The organism is Enemella evansiae, assembly GCF_002250705.1.
Lineage (GTDB): Bacteria > Actinomycetota > Actinomycetes > Propionibacteriales > Propionibacteriaceae > Enemella > Enemella evansiae.
Genome location: NZ_NMVP01000012.1, coordinates 175,527 through 198,173, shown reverse-complemented (window position 1 = coordinate 198,173; position 22,647 = coordinate 175,527). Strand labels below are relative to the sequence as shown.

General features: G+C 68.9%; 20 protein-coding genes, 1 pseudogene and 1 CRISPR repeat array. Of the genes and pseudogenes, 14 read left to right on the top strand and 7 right to left on the bottom strand.

The window, feature by feature from the left end:
* Positions 1-100 precede the first annotated feature (100 nt).
* Entirely contained in the window at positions 101-1,048 is a 948-nt protein-coding gene (locus BI335_RS09550) for a PDDEXK family nuclease (RefSeq protein WP_144009106.1), read from the bottom strand.
* A 170-nt stretch (positions 1,049-1,218) separates the two neighbouring features.
* Here BI335_RS09550 and kynA point away from each other — a divergent pair, with 170 nt between their 5' ends.
* The 4 genes from kynA to ahpF all read left to right on the top strand — a co-directional run bounded on the left by kynA (position 1,219) and on the right by ahpF (position 5,728).
* Positions 1,219-2,082 carry a tryptophan 2,3-dioxygenase gene (kynA, locus tag BI335_RS09545; protein WP_208109279.1) on the top strand — a complete coding sequence of 288 codons (864 nt, stop codon included), beginning with the start codon at positions 1,219-1,221 and terminating at the stop codon, positions 2,080-2,082.
* Positions 2,079-3,329, top strand: a complete 1,251-nt coding sequence (gene kynU / locus BI335_RS09540; protein WP_094430567.1) for a kynureninase — start codon at positions 2,079-2,081, stop codon at positions 3,327-3,329. The genes kynA and kynU overlap by 4 nt, the downstream gene beginning before the upstream one ends.
* A 125-nt stretch (positions 3,330-3,454) precedes the next feature.
* A complete protein-coding gene (gene ahpC / locus BI335_RS09535) occupies positions 3,455-4,021 on the top strand; it encodes an alkyl hydroperoxide reductase subunit C (RefSeq protein ID WP_094356578.1) in 567 nt (188 codons plus the stop codon).
* A gap of 126 nt (positions 4,022-4,147) precedes the next feature.
* Positions 4,148-5,728, top strand: coding sequence for an alkyl hydroperoxide reductase subunit F (ahpF, locus tag BI335_RS09530; protein ID WP_094430565.1), 1,581 nt, complete (start codon positions 4,148-4,150; stop codon positions 5,726-5,728).
* Here the strand turns inward: ahpF and BI335_RS09525 are convergent.
* Genes BI335_RS09525 through BI335_RS09515 form a run of 3 tightly spaced genes read right to left on the bottom strand, consistent with a single transcriptional unit; the run spans position 5,718 to position 8,969 of the window.
* A complete protein-coding gene (locus BI335_RS09525; RefSeq protein WP_094356576.1) occupies positions 5,718-6,584 on the bottom strand; it encodes a MurR/RpiR family transcriptional regulator in 867 nt (288 codons plus the stop codon). The genes ahpF and BI335_RS09525 overlap by 11 nt on opposite strands.
* Entirely contained in the window at positions 6,581-7,528 is a 948-nt protein-coding gene (locus BI335_RS09520; RefSeq protein ID WP_094356575.1) for an N-acetylmuramic acid 6-phosphate etherase, read from the bottom strand. Before BI335_RS09520 ends, BI335_RS09525 begins: the two co-directional genes overlap by 4 nt.
* 13 nt (positions 7,529-7,541) lie before the next feature.
* Positions 7,542-8,969, bottom strand: a complete 1,428-nt coding sequence (locus tag BI335_RS09515) for a glycoside hydrolase family 3 N-terminal domain-containing protein (RefSeq protein ID WP_094430563.1) — start codon at positions 8,967-8,969, stop codon at positions 7,542-7,544.
* Positions 8,970-9,101: 132 nt separating this feature from the next.
* Here BI335_RS09515 and BI335_RS09510 point away from each other — a divergent pair, with 132 nt between their 5' ends.
* Both BI335_RS09510 and BI335_RS09505 read left to right on the top strand, forming a co-directional pair.
* The gene (locus BI335_RS09510) at positions 9,102-10,034 is read left to right on the top strand and encodes an N-acetylglucosamine kinase (RefSeq protein ID WP_172421816.1); all 933 of its coding nucleotides are present in this window, start codon (positions 9,102-9,104) and stop codon (positions 10,032-10,034) included.
* An 82-nt stretch (positions 10,035-10,116) separates the two neighbouring features.
* A complete protein-coding gene (locus BI335_RS09505) occupies positions 10,117-11,841 on the top strand; it encodes a BCCT family transporter (RefSeq protein WP_229119526.1) in 1,725 nt (574 codons plus the stop codon).
* Positions 11,842-11,896: 55 nt separating this feature from the next.
* Here BI335_RS09505 and soxR read toward each other — a convergent pair.
* A pseudogene (gene soxR / locus BI335_RS21890) lies at positions 11,897-12,247 on the bottom strand (redox-sensitive transcriptional activator SoxR); the annotation flags it as partial.
* Between the two features lie 112 nt (positions 12,248-12,359).
* On the opposite strand from soxR, the gene BI335_RS22270 reads away from it, so the two are divergent.
* Both BI335_RS22270 and BI335_RS09490 read left to right on the top strand, forming a co-directional pair.
* The gene (locus BI335_RS22270; RefSeq protein WP_267489861.1) at positions 12,360-13,067 is read left to right on the top strand and encodes an SDR family NAD(P)-dependent oxidoreductase; all 708 of its coding nucleotides are present in this window, start codon (positions 12,360-12,362) and stop codon (positions 13,065-13,067) included.
* Positions 13,064-14,110 (top strand): S-adenosylmethionine:tRNA ribosyltransferase-isomerase, encoded by a 1,047-nt coding sequence (locus BI335_RS09490; RefSeq protein WP_094430557.1) that lies wholly within the window; start codon positions 13,064-13,066, stop codon positions 14,108-14,110. Before BI335_RS22270 ends, BI335_RS09490 begins: the two co-directional genes overlap by 4 nt.
* A 59-nt stretch (positions 14,111-14,169) precedes the next feature.
* Here BI335_RS09490 and BI335_RS09485 read toward each other — a convergent pair whose 3' ends face one another.
* Entirely contained in the window at positions 14,170-14,775 is a 606-nt protein-coding gene (locus tag BI335_RS09485) for a histidine phosphatase family protein (protein ID WP_094356569.1), read from the bottom strand.
* A gap of 173 nt (positions 14,776-14,948) precedes the next feature.
* Here BI335_RS09485 and clpB point away from each other — a divergent pair, with 173 nt between their 5' ends.
* From clpB to BI335_RS09455, 6 genes are all read left to right on the top strand, one after another.
* Positions 14,949-17,546, top strand: coding sequence for an ATP-dependent chaperone ClpB (clpB, locus tag BI335_RS09480; RefSeq protein ID WP_094430555.1), 2,598 nt, complete (start codon positions 14,949-14,951; stop codon positions 17,544-17,546).
* A 195-nt stretch (positions 17,547-17,741) separates the two neighbouring features.
* Positions 17,742-18,047 (top strand): hypothetical protein, encoded by a 306-nt coding sequence (locus BI335_RS09475; protein ID WP_094356567.1) that lies wholly within the window; start codon positions 17,742-17,744, stop codon positions 18,045-18,047.
* A 203-nt stretch (positions 18,048-18,250) separates the two neighbouring features.
* Complete coding sequence (locus BI335_RS09470) at positions 18,251-19,024, top strand: alpha/beta fold hydrolase (protein WP_208109280.1); 774 nt, start codon at positions 18,251-18,253, stop codon at positions 19,022-19,024.
* Positions 19,017-19,625, top strand: coding sequence for a TetR/AcrR family transcriptional regulator (locus tag BI335_RS09465; protein WP_166646814.1), 609 nt, complete (start codon positions 19,017-19,019; stop codon positions 19,623-19,625). The genes BI335_RS09470 and BI335_RS09465 overlap by 8 nt, the downstream gene beginning before the upstream one ends.
* Complete coding sequence (locus BI335_RS09460) at positions 19,625-19,936, top strand: EthD family reductase (protein ID WP_094356564.1); 312 nt, start codon at positions 19,625-19,627, stop codon at positions 19,934-19,936. The genes BI335_RS09465 and BI335_RS09460 overlap by 1 nt, the downstream gene beginning before the upstream one ends.
* 86 nt (positions 19,937-20,022) lie before the next feature.
* The gene (locus tag BI335_RS09455) at positions 20,023-21,111 is read left to right on the top strand and encodes an LLM class flavin-dependent oxidoreductase (RefSeq protein WP_094430549.1); all 1,089 of its coding nucleotides are present in this window, start codon (positions 20,023-20,025) and stop codon (positions 21,109-21,111) included.
* A gap of 13 nt (positions 21,112-21,124) precedes the next feature.
* On the opposite strand, the gene BI335_RS09450 is transcribed toward BI335_RS09455, so the two are convergent.
* Positions 21,125-21,751, bottom strand: coding sequence for a hypothetical protein (locus BI335_RS09450; RefSeq protein WP_094430547.1), 627 nt, complete (start codon positions 21,749-21,751; stop codon positions 21,125-21,127).
* 195 nt (positions 21,752-21,946) lie between these two features.
* Positions 21,947-22,525: a CRISPR direct-repeat array (repeat unit 28 nt; unit sequence GTGCTCCCCGCGAGAGCGGGGATGATCC).
* Positions 22,526-22,647 lie beyond the last annotated feature (122 nt).

Genomic DNA, 22,647 nt, shown 5'->3' with positions numbered 1-22,647 from the left:
GGGGCCCCGGCAACCATCCAATTTGAACTGTGTTGTCAACCGGTGAATTGGACGGCTCCCGGGTACACCCCTCCGAAGTCGTCCAATTCACCAGTTGTAGTCACCCCGCGATTGCCAGCGGGGCTTCCAAGCAGTGCGCGCATCGCGTCATCGGCCCCGGCCAACCGCGCTGCATGAGCACCATCGCGATCTGCCGAGCCACCTCGCAGGGCCGGAACACCAAGTCGTCCCACCCGTATCGCAGCGTGATCAGCCCCCGGGTCTGGTGTTCGTTGTCGCGCCGCAGGTCGCGGAAAGCACCGGTGCCGATGTGCCCCTTGCGGCCGTCGAGCTCGACCACCACGCCATACTCGGCCAACAGTGCGTCCACTCGTGTGGCCTGATCGGTCCACGATTGCCGATGTGCGGTGGGGAGGCCGTGCGCCTGTTCCACATCGAGGAGATAGCGACGCTCCAGGGCGCTGTCGGCACCGCCGGTCACCGCTTCCAGGCACTCCCGGATCAGCTCCCGCTGCCCCAGTGTCACGCGGCGGCCCACCGCCTCGGCCAGTTCGTCGGGTGTCACCGCGGTCTTGTTGCAGGCCTCGGCGATCAACGAGGCCACGCCATCGGCTGTCGATCGTTGGCACAGATCGAGGACGGTGTCCACGACACCGGTACGCGGGATTCCGTCCTGGGTGGCCGTGCGTCCGTGGCCATCGCGGCGGAAGTAGATCTGGGGCCGAGGGCGCGGTGGGGTCTTGCCGACCCAGATCTGGATCAACCGCGGTTCGTTCGCGAATCCGTGCAGATGAGCAGCCGCCCAGCCGCCGACCAGTGCGGTCTCACCGCCGATCAGGACCCCGGTCCAGGCACGGGCCAGCCAGTCGATCGGCAGCGGGTGGACGGCATACACACCCGGGGTGATCACCTGCCAGTTCGAGTGGATCAGGCGTGCGATGACATCGGGGCCGAGCCCGTGTGCCCGGCACTGCCGTCGACTCAGCGTGTACGCCTGGGCCTCGGCCAGCGCGAGTAGTCCGGGAGAGGGATCTTGTCGTGGTCTCATACCGCACCTTGGTGAAGCTCGCGCCGATTCGTGCACCCCCTGTGGACAACCCGTCGCAGATGTCGGGCGTACACCCCGTGGGATGTGGACAACTCCGATCCGACCGCGCGGATGCTGTCCGGATCGCGCGCTGTGGACAGAGTTCAAATCGGACACTTAGGGTGCAGAAGGTGACCGACGAGACCCGTGCCCGCAACACCCGCGACATCGAGGCCGGGGTGCACACGGACTTCGCCGAGCAGATGAGCTACGACTCCTATCTGCAGCTGCCGACCCTGCTCGCCGCTCAGCAACCGGTCAGCGACCCGGTGCACCACGACGAGATGCTGTTCATCATCCAGCACCAGACCTCCGAGCTCTGGCTCAAGCTGATGCTGCACGAGCTCACCTCGGCGATGGATCTGCTGGCAGGTGACGAGATGCGGGTCTCGCTGAAGCGGATCGCGCGGGTGAAGCACATCCAGCGCACTCTCACCGATCAGTGGTCGGTGCTGGCGACGCTGACCCCCAGCGAGTACGCCGAGTTCCGCGGCTTCCTCGGTCACGCGTCGGGTTTCCAGTCCTGGCAGTACCGGGCCGTCGAGTTCGCACTCGGCAACAAGAACCGGGGCATGCTCAAGGTGCACCGTGCCGACCCCGACGCGTACGCCCTGCTCGATGATCTGCTGCACCGGCCCAGCCTCTACGACGAGTTCCTGCGCGGCCTGGCCCGCCGCGGCTACCCGATCCCGCAGCGGGTGCTGGAGCGCGATGTCACCACCGCCCACGTCAGCGACCCCGAACTCACCAAGGTCTTCGCCGACATCTATTCCCACGCCCACGACCACTGGGACGTCTACGAGGCCTGCGAGGAGCTCGTCGACCTGGAGGACAACTTCCAGCTCTGGCGCTTCCGGCACCTGAAGACCGTGCAGCGCACGATCGGGATGAAGACCGGTACCGGTGGCTCCTCGGGGGTCGGCTTCCTGCAGCGGGCGCTCGACCTCACCTTCTTCCCCGAACTGTTCGCCGTCCGGACGGAGATCGGCCGGTGAGCACCCAGCAGCAGAACACCCTCACCGAGCGCGCCGACCAACTCGACGCCGCCGACCCGCTGCGCGCCTGCCGCGACGAGTTCGTACCGGCCGGCCAGGGTGTCGATGCCGTCCAGGCCTATCTGGACGGCAACTCCCTGGGCCGCCCACTGCGGGCCACCCGGCAGCGGTTGCTCGATCTCGTCGACGGTGCCTGGGGCACCCGGCTGATCCGCTCCTGGGACGAGCAGTGGATGGAGCTGCCGTTCCGTCTCGGTGACGAACTCGGCCGGGTCTGCCTGGGCGCCGCGCCGGGTCAGGTCTGCTTCGCCGACTCGACCACCGTGCTGCTCTACAAGCTGCTCCGGGCCGCGACCGCCGCCGCACCGGCAGGGCGCAACCGCATCGTGGTGGACACCGAGAACTTCCCGACCGACCGCTACGTTGCCGAAGGCGTCGCCGCCGAGGCCGGTTTCGAGCTGGTCTGGATCACCCCCGATCCGGCCGCCGCGGTGACCGCCGACCAGGTCGCCGCCGTGCTCGACGAGCGGACCGCCGTCGTGCTGCTTTCCCAGGTGGCATACAAATCCGCGCAGATCGCCGACCTGCCGGCGATCACGAAGCTCACCCACGACGCCGGCGCGCTGATCCTGTGGGACCTGTGCCATTCCGCCGGGGTGGTCCCCGCCGACCTGGATGCCCACCAGGTGGACCTCGCGGTCGGCTGCAGCTACAAGTTTCTCAACGGCGGGCCCGGCGCGCCGGCGTTCTGCTACGTCGCCACCCGGCATCAACCGCATCTCCGGCAACCGATCCAGGGCTGGATGGGACATGCCGATCCATTTCGGATGGGGCCGGGTTATCAAGCAGGCCAGGGAATGCGGGGCTTCATCTCGGGTACGCCACCGGTCCTCGCGATGGCCGGGGTGGCCGACACGATCGAGCTGATCGATCGGGTGTCGCTGGCCTCGGTGCGCGAGAAGTCGATCGCGCTCACCGAGTTCGTGGTCGCCGCCGTCGACGCCGGGCAGGCCGGCGAGGGCGTACGCCTCGTCTCGCCGCGCGACCCGGCCATCCGCGGTGGGCACGTCACCATCGCCCACCCGGACAGCCGGCGACTCTGCGCGCAGCTGTGGACCGAGGGCATCATCCCCGACTTCCGCGAACCGGACGGCATCCGGCTGGGGTTGGCGCCGCTCAGTACCAGCTTCGCGGAGGTCGCACTGGCCCTCGGCCGGATCGCTGAACTCACCGCAACGGCACGGTGAACAAGCCCGCTCTGTCAAGCTGGGTTCCATTTTTCGCGGGTGATTGACATCACCTGCGAAAGGCGAATACTCACGGCTACCGTGGTGTTGAATCATTCAAGAAGTCACCGCATGAAAGGACGCGTATGTCTCTCGTCAACACCAAGATCCTCCCCTTCCAGACCACCGCCTACAAGCAGGGCGAGTTCGTGGACGTGTCCGACACCGATGTGCTCGGCAAGTGGGCGATCTTCTTCTTCTACCCGGCGGACTTCACCTTCGTCTGCCCGACCGAGCTCGGCGACCTGGCTGACTTCTACGCCGAACTGCAGCAGCTCGGTGTCGAGGTCTACTCGGTGTCCACCGACACCCACTTCGTGCACAAGGCCTGGCACGACACGTCCGAGACCATCGGCAAGATCGACTACTACATGCTCGGCGACCCCTCCGGCGTGATCACCAACAACTTCCAGAACATGCGCGAGGGCCAGGGCCTGGCCGACCGCGGTACCTTCCTGGTCGACCCCGACGGCATCATCCAGTTCACCGAGACCTCCTCCGAGGGTGTCGGTCGCAACGCCGCCGAGCTGGTCCGCAAGGTGAAGGCCGCGCAGTATGTGCGCAACCACCCGGGCGAGGTCTGCCCCGCCAAGTGGGAAGAGGCCGAGGCCGCGACCCTGAAGCCGGGCATCGACCTGGTCGGCAAGATCTGATCCGACCTCAGGTACGCCTACCCGGCGAGTTGGCGGGTGTTGTCCACGCCGGTGGATGACACCCGCCACTGCTTTATCCGAACCCTTCCCGCACCCCCACCAAACGACCCCGCAGGAGAGATTTTCGTGCTCGACAAGGAATTGCTGGAACAGCTCAAGGGCTACCTGGAGCGCATCACCGAACCGATCGTGCTGGCCAGCTCGCTCGACGACCGGCCCAAGTCGGCGGAGATGAAGACGATGCTCGACGAGATCGCCGCGGTCTCCGACCTGGTCACCCATGAGCAGCGCGACGACGACCAGCGCCGACCCTCCTTCGCGATCGAGCGGCCGGGAACCGACATCTCGGTGCGCTTCGCCGGGCTGCCGCTGGGCCACGAGTTCACCTCCCTGGTGCTGGCGATGCTGCAGGTCGGCGGCGTACCGGTGAAGGCCGACGAGCCGCTGATCGAAGCGGTCAAGGCGATTCCGGGCGAACTGGAGTTCGTCACCTACATGTCGCTCAGCTGCCAGAACTGCCCGACGGTGGTCCAGGCGCTGAACGCGATGGCGGTGCTGAACCCGAACATCAAGCACACCGCCGTCGAGGGTTCGCTGTTCCAGGACGAGGTCGAGGAGCGCCGCATCCTGGCCGTCCCGACGGTGTTCCTGAACGGTGAGGAATGGGGCTCGGGCCGGATGGACATCGGTGACTTCGTCGCCAAGCTGTCCACCGCCGGTGTCTCCACCGAATCCTTCAACGCAAAAGATCCCTACGAGGTGCTGGTCCTCGGCGGCGGCCCCGCCGGCGCCGCGGCCGCCATCTACGCCGCCCGCAAGGGCATCCGCACGGGGTTGGCCGCGCCGAACGTCGGCGGGCAGGTGCTGGACACCATGGCGATCGAGAACTTCGTCTCGGTACCCTACACCGAGGGCCCGAAGTTCGCCGCGGGGCTGGAACAGCACCTGGCGGCGTACGACCTCGACCTGATGAAGAATGTCACCGCCACCTCCCTGGAACCGGGTGCCGAGGGTGAACTGCACACCGTGCACTTCGAGGGCGGGGGTTCGCTGAAGGCACGCACCGTGATCCTGGCGACCGGCGCCCGCTGGCGGACCCTCGGCGTACCCGGTGAGCAGGACTACCGCAACAAGGGTGTCTCCTTCTGCCCACACTGCGACGGCCCGCTGTTCAAGGACAAGCCGATCGCCGTGGTCGGCGGTGGCAACTCCGGTGTCGAGGCCGCCATCGACCTGGCCGGGGTCACCGAGAAGGTCACCGTGATCGAGTTCCTGGACGACCTGAAGGCCGACGAGGTGCTGTTGGACAAGCTGCACAGCCTGCCCAACACCGCCGTCCTCACCGGCGCCCGGACCACCGAGGTGCACGGCGACGGTGGACAGCTCACCCGGATCTCCTATGAGGACAGGGAATCCGGCGAGCAGCGCACCCTGGACGTCAACGGTGTGTTCGTGCAGATCGGGCTGCTGCCCAACACCGAATGGCTGGTGGACAGTGGTGTCGAGCTGTCCGAGCGCGGCGAACTGGTGATCGACGACCGTGGCCGGACCAATGTGCCCGGCATCTACGGTGCCGGTGACTGCACGGTGGTGCCGTTCAAGCAGATCGTGGTCGCCGAGGGGACCGGTGCCACCGCGGCCCTGTCCGCCTTCGACCATCTGATCCGCACCGCGGCCCCGGAGCCGCGGGAGAGCGTCAGCGTCTGATCCGGCGGCGCTCGGCGACCGCATCGGCGGTCGCCTGCAGCGCCTGCTGGGTGGCGTCGAAGCGGCGCTGGGCGAGCGCGACGAACAGACAGTCGACGATCGTCAGCTGCGCCAGCCGGGAGGCGGTCGCACCGGCGCGGAAGGTGGTCTCGCGGGCGGCGGTGAGCAGGTTGTGCTGGGCGACCTCGGTGACGGGGGAGCGCGGCACATTGGTCACCGCGACCGTGGTCGCCCCGCGCCGGGCCGCCAGCGCCAGGCAGTCGACGGTGTCGACGGTGGAACCGCTGTGGGTGAAGGCGATCGCGACGTCCCCGGGTTCCAGCAGGGCCGCCGAGGTGAGCCCCAGATGGGAATCGGTGAAGGCCATCGCGAGCACGCCGATCCGGTGCAGCTTCTGCAGCAGGTCACCGGCCACCACCCCGGAGGCGCCGACACCGTAGAGGTCGATCCGCCGCGCACTGTTCATCGCGGTGACCACTGCCTCCACCACCGGAACCGACACGGTGGCGACGGTGTCCTTGACCGCCTGCACGTCGGCGGCGGCGATCTTGCGCATCACCGACGCGAGATCGTCGCCGGCGGCGATGTCACCCTCCGGCTCGGGCCGGTCGAACTCGCGGACCGCCACCTCCGAGGCGAGCGCCTGCCGCAGCTCCCGATAGCCCGAATAGCCCAGCTCGTGGGCCAGCCGGACCACCGTGGACTGCGAGGTGCCGGCGGCCGTCGCCAACTCGGAGATGGTCCGCGCGGCCGCCGCCGGCGGATCGGCGAGGATCTGCTCGGCCACCTCGCGCAGCGCGGGGTGCAGCGACGGCAGCCGGGCCCGCATCCCGACGGTGACCAGCGGCCCGTTCATGGCCGCTTCCCCCGATCCCGCAACCGGGCCACCGCGGTCCGGATCCCGGTCGGGTCGCCGGCCCGGTCCGCCGCCGGGGGCAGCTCGTCCAGCACCGCGGCCGCCGCCTGGACCGAGCAGCCCGACCGCAGCGCGGTGAGCGCCAACCGGACGTCGCCATCGGCCGCCGCGAGCACCTCGGCGCAGCGCTCCACCGGCTCCCCGCTGCCCTGGACCAGCATCCGCAGGGAGCGGGCCCGCAGCTTCTCGTTGGTCGGCAGCATGTCGATCATCAGATTCGAATAGACCTTGCCCAGGCGCACCATCGCGGCCGTGGACAGCGTGTTCAGCACCAGCTTCTGCGCGGTCGCCGCCTTCATCCGGGTCGACCCGGTGATCACCTCGGGCCCGGTGTCCACCAGGATCGCCACCTCGGCGTACGCCGCCAGCGGCGCCTTCGGGTTGGCGGCGATCAGCACCGTCGACAGCCCGCGGTCCCGGGCCGCAGCGAGCGCGCCGCGCACATAGGGGGTGCGTCCGCTGGCCGCCAGCCCGATCACCACATCATCGGCGCCGGCCTCGGCGACCGCCCGCGCGCCCGCCTGGGCATCGTCCTCGGCGCCTTCGACGGCCTGCATCATCGCCCCCGGCCCACCGGCCAGATGCGGGACGAAGCGGTCCTCGCCGACGCTGTAGGTCGGCAGCAGTTCGACCGCATCGAGCACCCCCATCCGACCCGAGGTGCCCGAGCCGACGTAGTGCACCCGGCCGCCGGTGGACAGTGCGGCCACCACCAGATCGACCGCCTCGGTGATCGCCGGTGCCACCGCCTGCACCGCGGCCGCCACCCCCGCGTCCCCGGCCAGGATGGTCTGCACCACCGCCTGGCTGTCCCGGGTGTCCAGATCGATCGAATCGGGGTTGACCTGTTCGGTGCTCCAGTCGAGCGGGGTGGTGGCGGTCATGACCGGATTCCTTTCATCGGTGACCCAGCAGGGCCTCGACGGCGGCCCGGGCGTTCGGGCGGGCGGCGCCATGGCTGCAGATCAGGCGTACCTCGGCGGGTGCGGCCGCGGCGACCCCGGTGTGCAGCACCACCGGATCCGGATGGCGCTCCCGCAACGCGGCCAGCGCCCGGGCCTCGGCCGGGTCGGCGCCGGCGGTCAGCACCAGCAGCGGCGCGTCCGGCTCGACCCGTTCCGGCCCGCCGTCCAGGCGTACCCCGGGCCAGACCTGGCGCAGTGCCTCGGCGAGCGGCCCGGCGGTGTTCCCGGCGGCCAGATTGTGCCGCCGACGCAGATCGATCACGACCGGGTCGGCGGCCTGACCGGGATCGCGGCAGAGCACCGGATCACCGCGGCGCCACAGCGCCTGCCGGGCGATCTGCAGGCCGAGTTCGTCGAGTTCGGCGGTGATCGCGCGGACCGCCATCGGTGAGTACGCCGCAGCGCGCCGGTGCAGCGCCCGGTTGCGGGCGGCCGAGGCGGCCAGCGCCGCCGCCGAGAGCCGCCCCTCGGCCAGCGCCTGCTCGATGGCCTGCTCGGCCTCGATCAGCGCGGCCTCCGGCTCCCGGTTCTGCGGGGCATCCAGGCAGACCAGATCGGCCCCGGCCTGCAACGCCCGGACGCACGCCTCACCCAGCGGCCAGCGGTCGCTGATCGCGGCCATCCCGAGCGCGTCGGTGATGATCGGCCCGCTGAATCCGGCCGCGCGCAGCCGTTCGGTGGACCAGGCCGACACCGACGCGGGCTCGGGGCCGAGCACCGGCACCACGACATGGGCGGTCATCACCGAATCCATTCCGGTGGCGGCGAACGGTGCCTCATCGCGGCGGGCCAGCAGGTCGGCGGGGACATCGACGACGGCCGCACCGACGTGGCTGTCGCTGCGGGTGTCGCCATGCCCCGGGTAGTGCTTGCCGCAACTCGCCACCCCGGCCGCGGCCAGGCCCTCGGCGTACGCCCGCCCGTGCCGGGTGACCAACTCGGGATCCGCGCCGAAGCTGCGTACCCCGATCACCGGATTGTCCGGTTCGCTGGCCACATCGAGGACCGGGGCCAGATCGAGATCGATGCCGGCCTGGCCGAGCAGCCCGCCGAGCAACTGGGCGGCGCGGCGGGTCAGATCGGGGTCGTCGAGGGCGCCGAGCGCGGCTGCCCCGGGTAGGCTCGAACCGGTGTCGGCCTGCAGCCGGGTGACATCGCCGCCCTCCTCGTCCACGCCGATCACCAGGTCGGCCCGCTCGGCGCGGAGCGCGTCGGTGAGCGCGCGGGTGGTGGCGACATCGGGGGTGTTCTCGGCGAACAGCAGCACTCCGGCCAGTCCGGCGCGGATCCGGGTCCGCAACCAGTCGGGCACGGTCGTGCCGGACACTCCGGGCAGCAGAACGCCGAGCGCGGCACTCAAGGGCCCACCTCCCTGTGGATCCGGTGCAGTGGAACAAACTTCTGCAGATTCGGCAGTGAAGAGAAGTTAACACTATTTGCTCGTTCGGGTTGTGATGGAATCGTCCGGAAGCTGAACGAGAGGGTGGCGGGCGTGGCGGTACTGCTTGGTGTGGACCTGGGAGGCAGCTCGATCCGGGCGGTGCTGACCGACGAGAACGGCCGGCTGCTCGGGCAGGGTCGCTCCGCCGGGGGCAATCTGCGCAGCTCGGTCGGTGACCCGGCCGGCAATCTGAAGCTGGCCACCCGGGGTGCGCTGCTCGGCGCCGGGCTGACCGGCGCGGAGGTGACCGCGGTCGCCATCGGCGCCGCCGGGGCCGCCGAGGCGCGCGGTTTCGAGGTGGCCCAGCTGCTCGCCCGCGGCCTGCACCAGGCCGGTGTCAGCAGGTCGCCGATCGTGGTGCCGGACACCGAGATCGCCTATCGCGCGGTGGCCGAGACCGGGGACGGGGTGCTGCTGCTCGCCGGGACCGGGGCGATCGCGGTCCGGCATCGTCGCTGGGTGACCGCGGTACGCCGGGACGGGCTCGGCTGGCTGCTCGGTGACCTGGGCTCGGGTGCCTGGCTGGGGTTGGCCGCGCTGCGGGCGGTCGCCGCCGACCTCGACGCCCGCGGCCCGCGGACCGCACTCACTCCGGCGCTGCTGGCCCGGTTGGATGTGACGACCGAGAGCGCGAGCGATCCGCGGCAGGGGTTGATCCGTGCCGTCGACGAGCTGCGGCCGGCCCAGTTCGCCGCGCTCACCCCGCTGCTGGCGGACCATGCCGACGACCCGGTCGTCAGCGCACTGTTCGACCAGGCGGCGGGGCTGCTCTGGGAGACCGTCGAGGCGCTCGGCCTCACCGCCGATGACGAGCTCGTGCTCGCCGGCGGGCTGCTGGCCGGTGGCCCGGTACGCGAGCGGATCGAGACCCGGCGTCCCGGCGTACGCCACGCCGCGCACCCGGTCGTCGGGGCGTGCGCGCTGGCCGCCACCGCGGCCGATCTCACCCTGGACCGGGAAGCGCTGACCGCCGCCCTGCGCTGATCCTCCCCCGTTGGATTTGCATCTCCTCAGGATCTGACGTTCTATGGATGGTCGCAATTTCAACCATCCCCGGAAGGAATCCGTGAGCAGCACTCAGCACGAGATCGAGCAGTCGGCCCCCGAAACCGGCTCCAAGCGCCCGCTCTGGCCGGTCTTCGGACCCGCCGCCGGCATCATCGCGCTCGTCGTGATCGCCGCCGTGATCGGTGGCGGTGGGTTCTCCGATGCCCTGAAGACGATCAATACCGCGGTGACCGCCAGCATCGGCTGGTACTACGTGCTGATCGTCACCGGATTCGTCCTCTTCGCCGTGGTGGTCGCGGCCTCCCCGCTCGGCCGGATCCGGCTCGGCGCCGATGACGACGAGCCCGAATACGGCACCCTCAGCTGGATCTCGATGCTGTTCGCCGCCGGCATGGGCATCGGCCTGGTCTTCTGGGGTGCGGCCGAGCCGCTGAACCACCTGGCCAACCCCCGTCCCGATGTCGCCGAAGCCGGCGCGCCGGCGATCGCGCAGCGGGCGATGACGCAGACCCTGCTGCACTGGGGCGTACACGCCTGGGCCATCTATGCCGTCGTCGGTCTCGGGGTGGCGTACGCCGTGCACCGTCGCCGCCGGCCGATCTCGATCCGCTGGGCGCTGGAACCCCTGCTGGGCAAGCGCATCGTGCAGGGCCCGGTCGGTCACGCGATCGACGTCGCCGCCATCGTCGGCACCCTGTTCGGTGTCGCCAGCTCGCTCGGCCTCGGTGTCACCCAGATGTCTGCCGGTCTGCAGAGCCTGGGCATCCTGCCGGACAACGAGATGGTCCAGCTGGTGCTGGTCGTCGCCATCACCGCCATCGCCACCTTCTCGGTCCTCTCCGGCCTGGACAAGGGCATCAAGTGGCTCTCCAACTTCAACATGGTGCTCGCCGCGCTGCTGGTGCTGGCGGTGCTCGCGCTCGGCCCGACGCTGTTCGTGCTGCGCGAGTTCGTGCAGTCCATCGGCTCGTACGCCCAGCAGTTCGTCGGACTGAGCTTCTCCACGCTGCCCTACTACGGCGCCTCCGGTGAGGAGTGGCTGGGTTCCTGGACCACCTACTACTGGGGTTGGTGGATGGCCTGGGCGCCGTTCGTCGGCGTCTTCATCGCCCGGATCTCCAAGGGGCGCACGGTTCGCGAGTTCGTGGTCGGTGTCCTGGTGGTACCGACCCTGCTCACCACCGCCTGGTTCTCCATCATCGGCGGCACCGCGCTCTATCAGCAGGTCACCAACGGCGGCCTGATCACCGACGGCTCGGTGTCCACCAATGAGGCGCTGTTCTCGGTCCTGGACCGGCTGCCCGGCGGTGCCCTGCTCGGTGGTGTCGCGGTGCTGCTGGTGCTGGTCTTCTTCGTCACCAGCTCCGACTCCGGGTCCTTCGTGGTGGACATGATCAGCCATGGTGGCAACCAGCATCCGCCGGTCTGGTCTCGGGTCTTCTGGGCCACCATGGAGGGCCTGATCGCGGCGGTGCTGCTCTGGGCCGGTTATCGCGCGGGCAGCGCCAGCGGTGGGCTGAATTCCCTGCAGACGATGGCGATCATCGCCGCCGCGCCGTTCTCGGTGGTGATGATCCTGATCTGCATCAGCCTGTGGAAGGCGCTGTCGCGCGATGTCCGCCGGGTGCGCGCGGTCGAGTCGCGGATCTTCCGCCGCGAGGTCACCCTCGAGGTCGCCGAGGCGCTGGAGTCGGAGTCCCCCGCGGGTTCGCACGCGGCCCGGAACGGGAAGCCGGATCAGCAGTCGCCGCGTCCCGCTCCGCCAGGCGGATCACTGCGCTGAGGGAGCGTGGCCCCGGCCCCTGCGCGCCGAGCTCGTCGTTGCGGTTGTTCATCGGGCAGTTCGGCTGGCTCAGGCAGCCGCAGCCGATGCACCCGGTGAGGCCGTCGCGCAGCTCGATCAGCGCCTCGATGCGCAGCTCCAGCGAGTCGTGCCAGGCCTCCGACAACCGCTGCCATTCGGCACGGCTCACCGGGCGGTCGTGCGGGATGGGTTCCAGCGAGGCGGCGATCTCGGTCAGCGACATGCCGACCGCCTGGGCCGCCCGGATCACCGCCAGCCGGCGGAGCACGTGGCGGGGATAGACGCGCCGATTGCCCGGGGTGCGATGCGCCTTGATCAGGCCGCGTTCCTCATAGAACCGCAGCGCCGAAGCGCTCACCCCCGAGCGCCGGGTCACCTGGCTCATCGTCAGCTCGCTCATCGTCGGATCCTCCCGATCAGGTCTTGACTTCAAGCTAACTCTAACTTGAAGAGTGGGGGTTGACGACCCCCGCCCGGGGGCACCGACGGAAGGCTCGATGATGACCCTCACCCTGATCACCGGAGCGACTGCCGGACTCGGTCGCGCGCTCGCGATGGCGCTCGACGAGGCCGGTCACCGACTGATCCTCACCGGCCGCGATCCGGAGCGGCTGCGGACGCTGCGGTTGGCGCTGCCCGACGCCCTGCTGGTACCCGGCGATGTCACCGATCCCGCGCACCGGCTGGCCTTGGTCGAGGCGGTCGGCGACCGGCCGCTCGATGTGCTGGTGCACAACGCCAGCGACCTCGGCCCGAGCCCGATGGTGCCGCTCGCCGACCTGACGCCGGATCGCTTCCGGGTGATCCTGGAGGCGAATGTGGTGGCCCCGCTGGCGCTCAGCGGGAGTCTGCTGCCGGCGCTGCGGCGGGCAGTGGCCCCGAGCCTGGTGACGATCTCCTCCGATGCGGCGGTCGAGCGCTACGAGACCTGGGGCGGGTACGCCGCCAGCAAGGCGGCGCTGGATCGGCTCGCGGGCACCTGGGCGGTGGAGGAGCCGCGGCTGCGGGTGTACGCGGTCGACCCGGGGGACATGCGGACCGCGATGCACCAGGCCGCGTTCCCCGGGGAGGACATCTCGGACCGGCCGCTGCCCGAGGAGGCCGCCGTGCCGGGAATCCGTGCCCTGATGGGATCCCGGCCGGCGAGCGGTCGCTACCGGGCGGCCGAGCTGGCTGGTTCCGCGCGGACGGAGGGGGCGGCATGAGCCGGCTCGCGCTGCGGCCCAGCACGACGTTCGGCGGGCGTACCCCGGGTTTCGCGGACCGGCCCGTCGAGGCCGATGCCAGGTCGCGGGATGCGGTCCGGCTGCTGGTGGCCGCCGGGCCGTTCATCCGGCACCGCCGATTCGGCGACCTGGTTGACGAACTGCGCGCCGGTGACGTGCTGGTGGTGAACACTTCGGCCACCGTCAATGGCGAGGTCGACGCGAGCTGGCGCGGGATGCCGATCTTGCTGCATGCCACCGAGGGGCCGTTCGGTGACTGGGTGGTCGAGCTGCGCAGTGCGCCCGATGCGGGGCGCTCGATCCTCGATGCGGCACCGGGGGATCACGTGGCGATCACCGAGGGTCCCGGTCTGCGGTTGCTCGCACCCCATCCCCACCGGTCGTCGCCGACGGGGGAGGGGAATCGGCTCTGGCGCGCCGAGGCCGAGGGTGGTCTGCGGGCGCTGCTGGATGCGGTGGGCCGGCCGATCGCCTACGGCTACCTGGCCGGTCGCTGGCCGCTGGCGGCGTACCAGACGGTCTTCGGTCAGGTGCCCGGCAGTGCCGAGATGGCCAGCGCCGGGCGGCCGTTCACCGATGCGCTGGTGCAGGCGCTGCTGCGGCGTGGCGTGTTGATCGCGCCCGTGCTGCTGCATACCGGTTTCTCCTCCCAGGAAGCCGGCGAGGGGCCGCAGCCGGAGCGCTTCGAGGTCGGCCCGGCGACCGCCCGGACCCTCAACCTGGCACGCCGCAGCGGCGGCCGGGTGGTCGCGGTCGGCACCACCGCCACCCGTGCCGTCGAATCCGCGGTCGTCGGTGGCCGCGTGGTGGCGAGCCGGGGCTGGACCGATCGGGTGGTCACCCCCGCGGAGCCGCCCCAGATCGTCAACGGCCTGATCACCGGCTGGCACGATGCCGGTGCCTCCCACCTGCTGCTGGTCGAGGCCATCGCCGGCGCCGAGAAGACCCAGCGCGCCTACGACGCCGCGCTGGCCGAGGGGTACGCCTGGCACGAGTTCGGCAATTCCTGCCTGATCCTGTGAGGGTTGATTCCCGTTGATGGTGGTTGGCTGGAGCGGGACCGCCCATGCCGTGGACGGATTCAGGGCCGGTCGCGGCCGATCAACTGCCATCCGTTCCGGCCGCGTCCGAGAACAAAGAGATCGCAGCCGGGTATGTCGTCGCCGTCGACCGGCAGATCCGGATGGCCGGCGGCGATGCTGCCCAGGACCGAGATGATGGCTCCCCCGTGGCTGATCGCGACGACCGTCGCTCCCCTGGCCCGTGCCGAGATGGCGTCCAGAACGGTGAACATTCGTCGTGCCACCGCATGTCCGTCCTCCCCGCCCGGAATGCCGGCCGAGAGATCTCCGCGGAGCCATTGCTGCTGCAGTGGCTCGAACAGGGCGGGGTTGTAGGGGCGGCCACGCTCGTCACCCACGTCGTACTCCTGCAGCCCGACCTTCACCTCGACGGGAAGGGCCAGGGCGCTCGCAGCGATCTCGGCCGTCTGCACGGCACGCGAGAGCTCTGAGGAGACGATTCGGACCGGCTGAAAGGACGCCAGCCTGCGGCCCAGGCGTCGTGCCTGGTCTCGTCCCGTGGGGGTGAGGCTGCCACCGCTGTCGCCGCTTCCGTCGGTTTCGTACGCGGCCTCGCCATGGCGGACGAGGATCACTCGCGTCCGGATCGATGCGTCGTCGCCCATGCCCAAGGACGCTAGTCGGACCTACTCGCTCCGGGAATACCCGGGCCATTCCCGGAGTTGAGTCTATGTGGCTCAAGTTGGGTGGACCGACGGCCGAGTTTTCGGCATAGTTGAGTCTGCAAGGCTCAACTCGAGCCCCTCACACTTTTGAACTTCTCACCAGCAGAGGACGTATGGACACGAGCAAACTGACCACGATGAGCCGGGATGCGATCTCGGCGGCGGTGCGCACGGCGCTGACCGAGGGCAACCCGCAGGCCGAGCCGGAGCACCTGCTGCTCGCACTGTTGAGCATCCCCGGAAACACCTGCGCCGCACTGCTGAGTCAGGTCGGTGCCGATCCCAAGGTCGTCGAGCAGGCGGCCCAGAACGCCATCTCCAAGCTGCCGTCGAGCCAGGGTTCGACGGTCTCCAACCCGACCATGTCGGGCGCTCTCGCGCGCGTACACGCCGAGGCGGAGAATCTGGCCCAGAAGCTCGGCGATCAGTATGTGGCGACCGAGCATCTGCTGATCGCGCTCGCCAAGGTGAAGTCGAACGCGCAGGCGATTCTGGATCAGGTCGGCGCCACCCCGGAGAAGCTGACCAAGGCCTTCAACGAGGCCCGCGGTGACAAGCGGGTCACCTCCCCCGAGGCCGAGGGCACCAACGGTGCGCTCGACCAGTATTCGATCGACCTCACCGAGTCGGCGCGTTCCGGCAAGCTCGACCCGGTGATCGGCCGCGACTCGGAGATCCGTCGGGTGGTCCAGGTGCTGAGCCGGCGGACCAAGAACAACCCGGTGCTGATCGGTGAGCCGGGCGTCGGAAAGACTGCTGTGGTTGAAGGTCTGGCCCAGCGCATCGTCGCCGGTGACGTGCCGGATTCGTTGAAGGGCCGCAAGCTGGTCTCCCTCGATCTCGGTGCGATGATCGCCGGCGCGAAGTACCGCGGTGAGTTCGAGGAGCGCCTCAAGGCGGTGCTGAACGAGATCAAGGAGGCCGAGGGCCAGGTCATCACCTTCATCGACGAGCTGCACACCGTGATCGGTGCCGGCAAGGCCGAGGGGTCGATGGACGCCGGCAACATGCTGAAGCCGATGCTGGCCCGCGGCGAGCTGCGGATGATCGGCGCCACCACGCTCGATGAATACCGCGAGAACATCGAGAAGGACCCGGCCTTCGAGCGCCGGTTCCAGCAGGTCTACGTCGGTGAGCCGAGTGTCGAGGACACGATCGCGATCCTGCGTGGGCTGCGGGAGCGTTACGAGGCGCACCACAAGGTCGCGATCACCGACGGTGCGCTGGTTGCCGCGGCCTCGCTGTCGAACCGCTACATCACCTCGCGGCAGCTGCCGGACAAGGCGATCGACCTGGTCGACGAGGCCGCCTCGCGGCTGCGGATGGAGATCGACTCCTCCCCCGAGGAGATCGACCAGCTGCGCCGCAATGTGGACCGGATGACGATGCAGCAGTTGGCGCTGGCCAAGGAGGACGATCCGGCGTCGAAGGAACGCCTCGCTCGTCTGGAGGAGGAGCTCGCCAACGCCAAGGAGGAGTTGCGCGGTCTGGAGGCCCGCTGGGAGGCGGAGAAGTCGGGCCTGAACAAGGTCGGTGAGCTGAAGCAGCAGATCGACGAGCTGCGCAGTGAGGCCGAGCGGGCGCAGCGCGAGGGTGATCTGACCCGTGCCTCGGAGCTGCTCTACGGCCAGATTCCCAACCTGGAAAAGCAATTGGCGAAGGCCGATGCCGAGGAGGCCGAGGCCAAGCCGATGGTGTCCGAAGAGGTCAGCGCCGCCGACATCGCCGAGGTGGTGTCCGCCTGGACCGGCGTACCGGTGGGGCGGATGCTGCAGGGTGAGTCGGAGAAGCTGCTGTCGATGGAGAACCATCTGGCGCAGCGGCTGATCGGCCAGAAGGCTGCCGTGCAAGCGGTTGCGGACGCGGTACGCCGTTCGCGGGCGGGGATCTCGGACCCGAACCGGCCCACCGGTTCGTTCCTCTTCCTCGGCCCGACCGGTGTCGGCAAGACCGAGCTGGCCAAGTCGCTGGCGGAGTTCCTCTTCGACGACGAGCAGGCCATGGTCCGTATCGACATGAGCGAGTATTCCGAGAAGCACTCGGTGTCCCGGCTCGTCGGTGCCCCTCCGGGTTACGTCGGTTACGAGCAGGGCGGTCAGCTCACCGAGGCCGTGCGGCGGCGCCCCTACACCGTGGTGCTGCTCGATGAGGTGGAGAAGGCCAATCCCGAGGTCTTCGACATCCTGTTGCAGGTGCTGGACGACGGTCGACTGACCGACGGCCAGGGGCGTACGGTCGATTTCCGGAACACCATCCTGATCCTGACCTCGAACCTGGGCTCGCAGTTCCTGGCCGATCCGAAGCTGGATCCGCAGACCAAGAACGATGCGGTGATGGAGGTCGTGCGGAAGTCATTCAAGCCGGAATTCCTCAACAGGCTTGACGAAGTGGTGATGTTCGACCCGCTGGGCATCGAGGATCTGACCAGCATCGTCGACATCAACCTGCAGCGCCTGAACGAGCGGATGGCCGATCGCCGGATCAAGGTCGACGTCTCCGATGCGGGCAAGGAGTGGTTGGCGATGACCGGTTTCGACCCGGTCTATGGTGCCCGCCCGCTGCGCCGGCTGGTGCAGAACACCATCGAGGATGCCCTTGCCCGCAAGGTGCTCTCCGGTGAGGTGCTCGAAGGCGACACGGTGAAGTTCGACCGCTCCGACGACGAGGACGGCCTCGTCGTGGTCGGCGAACCCAAGGCCGTCACCGCCTGACGCCTCACGCTCCTCGAGTAGGCCGCTTGCGGCCGTGTCGAGAGGAGTCCGATCACAAGCCCTCCGGGCCGCCACCGCCAAGGTGGCGGCCCGGAGTGCCACGGACTGTTCCCGGCGTACGCCGATCCGCAACCGTCCGCGCTGGACGCCGCCGCGCGGGCTCGTCGTCACGACCTCACCGGGCAGGGGTGGCAGGTGAGCATCTGGACCGTACCGGTCGCCGCGTGGTTGACCGGTGACGCGTGGCAGGCCGAGCTGCGCCGGATGCTCGGTTCCATCGTGGAGCAGGGTGCCGAGGTGGCCTGGCTGGCGAGCGAGGGGGCCCCGTACGCCGACCCACCGTGGTTGTTCGATCCGGCCGAGATGAGCGGTGGCGTCTACGGCTTCCTGACCGCTGACGGTCGCTACTCCTGCCCGCTCGATCCGGGGCAGCCGTGGGCGGTGGTGTCCGACGACGAGCTGGAAGTGGTACGCCGGGCCGCGCCACTCTCGCGGTCCTAGGCGGGTGAGCGCAACAACGAGAAGGGCCTGCTGTCTTTCGCTCTCAGCCATTGCCAGTTGCGTCATCTGGATAATAGCATTAACTTAAAAGTGATAGGGAGTAACCAAGGAGTTGAAACGAAATGCGAGATGTCCGATATGTCAGCCGCGGTGACACCGGTTGGATCGCCTCCGAGCTCCAGGGTCCCGACTCTGGTCCACTGGTGGTCCTGTCACCGGGCCTGGGGGACACCCGCGCGACGTATCGATTTCTGGTCCCTCTTCTTGTCGACGCGGGATATCGGGTGGCAACGGTTGATCTTCGCGGTCACGGCGAGTCGAGCACGGGGTGGGCGTCCTACAGCCGCAGCGACACGGCGGACGACCTGGCAGCGGTCATCGAGTCTCTGGACGAACCCGCCGTCCTGGTCGGGCAGTCCTTCTCCGGCGGATCGGCGACGATCGCGGCGGCAACCCGCCCCGACCTGGTCCGGGCGATCATCGAGATCGGACCGTTCACTCGCCCACCGTCCTTCAGCCTGGGGGCGCTGATCCGCAACGATCACGCCTACCGCAAGGGTGCGTTGCTCCTCGCGCGATTCGCCATCTCCGGAAGTGTGCGAACGTGGGCGAAGTACCTGGATGTCGCCTATCCCGGGGTGAAGCCAGCTGACTGGGACGAGTGGCTCCCGGCTCTTCTGGACAACCTGCGAGAGCCGGGCCGAATGGTTGCGGCACGCGCGATGCTGCAGTCGCGGCCGACGGACGCGGCGGAGTCCTTGGCCGAGGTCCGCTGTCCTGCGTTGATCATCATGGGTACCGACGACTCCGACTTCGCTGATCCTCCCGCAGAAGCCGCCGGCATCGTGGAGGCCATGCCGCCCGGCGTCGGGCGGATCGCGATGATCGATGGAGCCGGGCACTACCCGCACGCCCAGTACCCCGAACAGACCGCCGATGCGGCGATCGCTTTCCTGCAGAATGCCCTGCATGCCTAGAGCCGGACTCACCACTGCTGCCGTTGTCGAAGCCGGTTGCTCACTGGCCGACGAAGTCGGCCTCGACAGTCTCAGTATGGCCTCGCTGGCCGAACGCCTCGGTGTGCGAACACCCGCGCTGTACAAGCACATTGACAGGTTGGGAGGCCTGCGCCACGCGATTGCCGTGCGCGGGATGAACCAGATGGCCGAGCTGCTGGAGGAAGCAATACAAGGCTCCTCCCGTAAGGACGCAGTTCGGGCGATTCTCGCCAGTACGCGCACCTACCTTCGGTCGCATCCGGGCATGTATGCGGCCACCTTGCGCGAGGAGCTGGGAGACCAGAGTGATCCGTTGTTGGCCGCCTCCACCCGAGTGGTGACGTGCCTGCGTGCCGCCCTGGCCGGTTACGACATCGCCGAAGCCGACCTCGACCACGCAGTGCGGACCGTGCGGTGCACCGTCCACGGATTTGCTCAGCTCGAAGCCGAGAACGCATTCCACTGGGATGCGAACGTTGCGGACAGCGTCGAGTACCTGACCGACTTCATCGACCGCGGCTTGGGCGGCGGAGGCCATCCGCCCCACGATGAGAAGCGACCAATCGATCGGAGGTCTTGATGCACAAACTCTTGGTCCTGTATCCCGAACCCGTCGATCCCGAGCAGTTCCGCGCGTACTACGTGAATAACCACTTACCCCTGGTCAGACAGATGCCCGGGTTGCTCGCATGCCGCTACAGCTTCGACGTGGCATCAACCGTGGGCGAAACGCCCTACTTCGCTGTGTTCGAGGCGGACTTCGCAGACGAGGCAGCGATGATCGAGTCGAGACAGTCCGCCGTAGGCAGGCAGGTCGCTGCCGACGTTGCCAACTACGCCACCGGAGGGGCGGTCGTCGTTCACTACTCGGCGCAGAGCGCCATGCGCTGACCGCCCTCAGGTATGGCACGGCCAGGACAGGTTGACTGAGGTCAGCGGTTCGGAACAAACTCACTCGACCCGGGTGTTCCTCCTCCATGACCAGTGATGTCGAGACGACACCAGCACCCGCGGCCGCGTCCGGTTCGATCGGCGACAAGGCGATGGGCTTCCTCGCCTTCGTGGATCACACCGGGATCGCGCGCAGCGGGACGCGTTCCCAGGGCCTGGACGACGGCATCGACCTCTTCCAGCGCGCCGAGGGGATGGGGCTCGATGCCGGCTACGTGCGGCACCGGCACCTGCAGGCGTACCTCTCCGCACCCCTGCCCTTCCTGGCCGCTGTCGGCATGCGGACCAGTGCGCTGCGGCTCGGTACCGCGCTGATCCCGCTGCGGTTCGAGAACGCCGGCCGGCTCGCCGAGGACATCGCCACGACCGATCTGCTCACCGGTGGGCGGCTGCACATCGGCATGGGGTCGGGGTACGCCAAGCAGGACGCGGTGAACGTGCGCGCCTTCGGTGCGGTGGGTGATGTCCGGGAGAAGGTCGATGCGACGCTCGGGGATGTGATCTCATTCCTCGACGGTGAGGTCGTCTCGGTGGCCGATGAGTTCTTCGAGACCGAGGACGAGGGCACCGAGCTGGTGGTGCGTCCGCAGGCGCCGACGGTACGCTCCCGGCTCGCCTATGGTGCGGGTTCGGTGACGAGCGCCGAGATGGCCGGCCGGCTCGGGATCGGACTGCAGGTCTCCACCCTGGCGCCGACCGACGGTACGGGGCGCTCCTTCGAGGAACTGCAGCTCGAGGTGATCGACGCCTATCGGGCCGCGAGCCGGGAGGCCGGGCACGGGGACGGGCATGTGTCGGCGAGCCGGCAGGTGCTACCGGTGACCGATCAGCGCGACCTGGTCGACTTCCAATATCTGATCGATCGGGACCGCACCCGTCAGGAGGCGATGCTCCGCGAGGGCGGCGCCCCGCTGGGCGGCCGTCGCGCGATGTTCGGCCGCGTCGTCGCCGACGCTCCCGAGGTCGTCGCCAAGTTCCTCGCCGGCGATGTGGCACTGCAGGCTGCCGACGAGGCCATCCTCGCGCTGCCATTCGGCCACCCGTACGAGGTGGTACGCAAGATCACCACCACGTTCGGTGAGCGCGTGGTACCGCTGTTGCGCGAGGTGCGCTGAGCTTTCGGGCGGATCACTCCGGTAGGCGGAAGGCTCGCGCGGCGGTGACACCGGCGTCCAGGTCCCAGTGCGATGGGAACGTGGCGGCGAGCTGCTCGACGGTCACCTCGGGGCCGGCCTGGACCAACTTCTCGATCGCGCCGCGATCGGGGACCGTCGAGGGTTCCGCGAGCTCGGTCAGCCATTCGGTGATGTGCTCCACCGTGGAGTCGTGGTCCCTGGACGGCAGGACGCCCTCGAACCCGTCGTCGACGTCGTACGGTGCGCGCAACCATTGGCCGTTCTCCCAGCCGTAGATGAAACCGATCCAGTCCTCTTCACCGCCCTCGCGGTGCTCGTTGAGCGCCTCGCCCCACCATTGGGGTGTACCGGTGAGCAGGTCGGTCTCCGGCTCCTCGAAGTATTCGGCGGATCCCTCCCAGTAGGTCTCGCTGTACTCATGATCCCTGCCGAAGAGGATCGCTCGCCCACCCGGCAGGAGCGCCATCCGGGCCCAGTTGCCGCCGCCGTCGTGACAGTGCCGGATCCGCCCGCGGCCGTACGTGTCGTCATATCCCTGAGCCGCGTACAGCGCAGCCAATGACGCCCAGCGGTGATTGAGGTTCGCGGGATTGTCGAGGTCGACCGGGACCAGGCTCATGGCCGAAGACTAGATTGGGCGAGCTGGGCGAGCTGATCGGTGACGGCCTGGCCAGCCTGCCGTCTTTCGGGTGCGCGAGCCGGATGGGGTCGGTATGCCACTGTGTCGTCCAAACCGACCGGGTGTGGCGGTGCAGGGATTCGAGAAGTGAATTCAGGTTCGTCGTGGAGATGGTGTAATCCCTTGTCAGGAAGTGTGCTCCCCGCGAGAGCGGGGATGATCCAGCGTCCGACTGGGTTGTCGGTCAGGTCTGGGGGTGCTCCCCGCGAGAGCGGGGATGATCCTCCCACATCGACGAACGCGAGCCACGGAACCACGTGCTCCCCGCGAGAGCGGGGATGATCCTGAGTGTCTGCCAGTCGGGGAGCTGCTCGATGTGTGCTCCCCGCGAGAGCGGGGATGATCCCTATCAGGTCTCGATCGGTGACCCGGCCGCGCCGGTGCTCCCCGCGAGAGCGGGGATGATCCGCGGATCTACCGCGAAGCACCGAGGTCCCCGGAGGTGCTCCCCGCGAGAGCGGGGATGATCCGCGGACCGCCAAGGACATCGACCAGTTGATCCGGTGCTCCCCGCGAGAGCGGGGATGATCCGTTGATCGAGGACAAGGCCAACGGCCCGGCGATGTGCTCCCCGCGAGAGCGGGGATGATCCATACGAGCAATACGCATCAGCACAGCACGAGGGGTGCTCCCCGCGAGAGCGGGGATGATCCATGCTGCCCTCGTATCCGGCTGAGTTGATGGCCGTGCTCCCCGCGAGGGCGGGGATGATCCCTCAGGATCAGGCGAGTAGGGTCTCCTGCGCTGCCCAGGTGCACAGCATTGGGTGGTGGAGCGGGATGACCCGGCTTTGGTTGAGAGCTTGGCCACCGCACGGGTGTCAGAGTGCTCCCCGC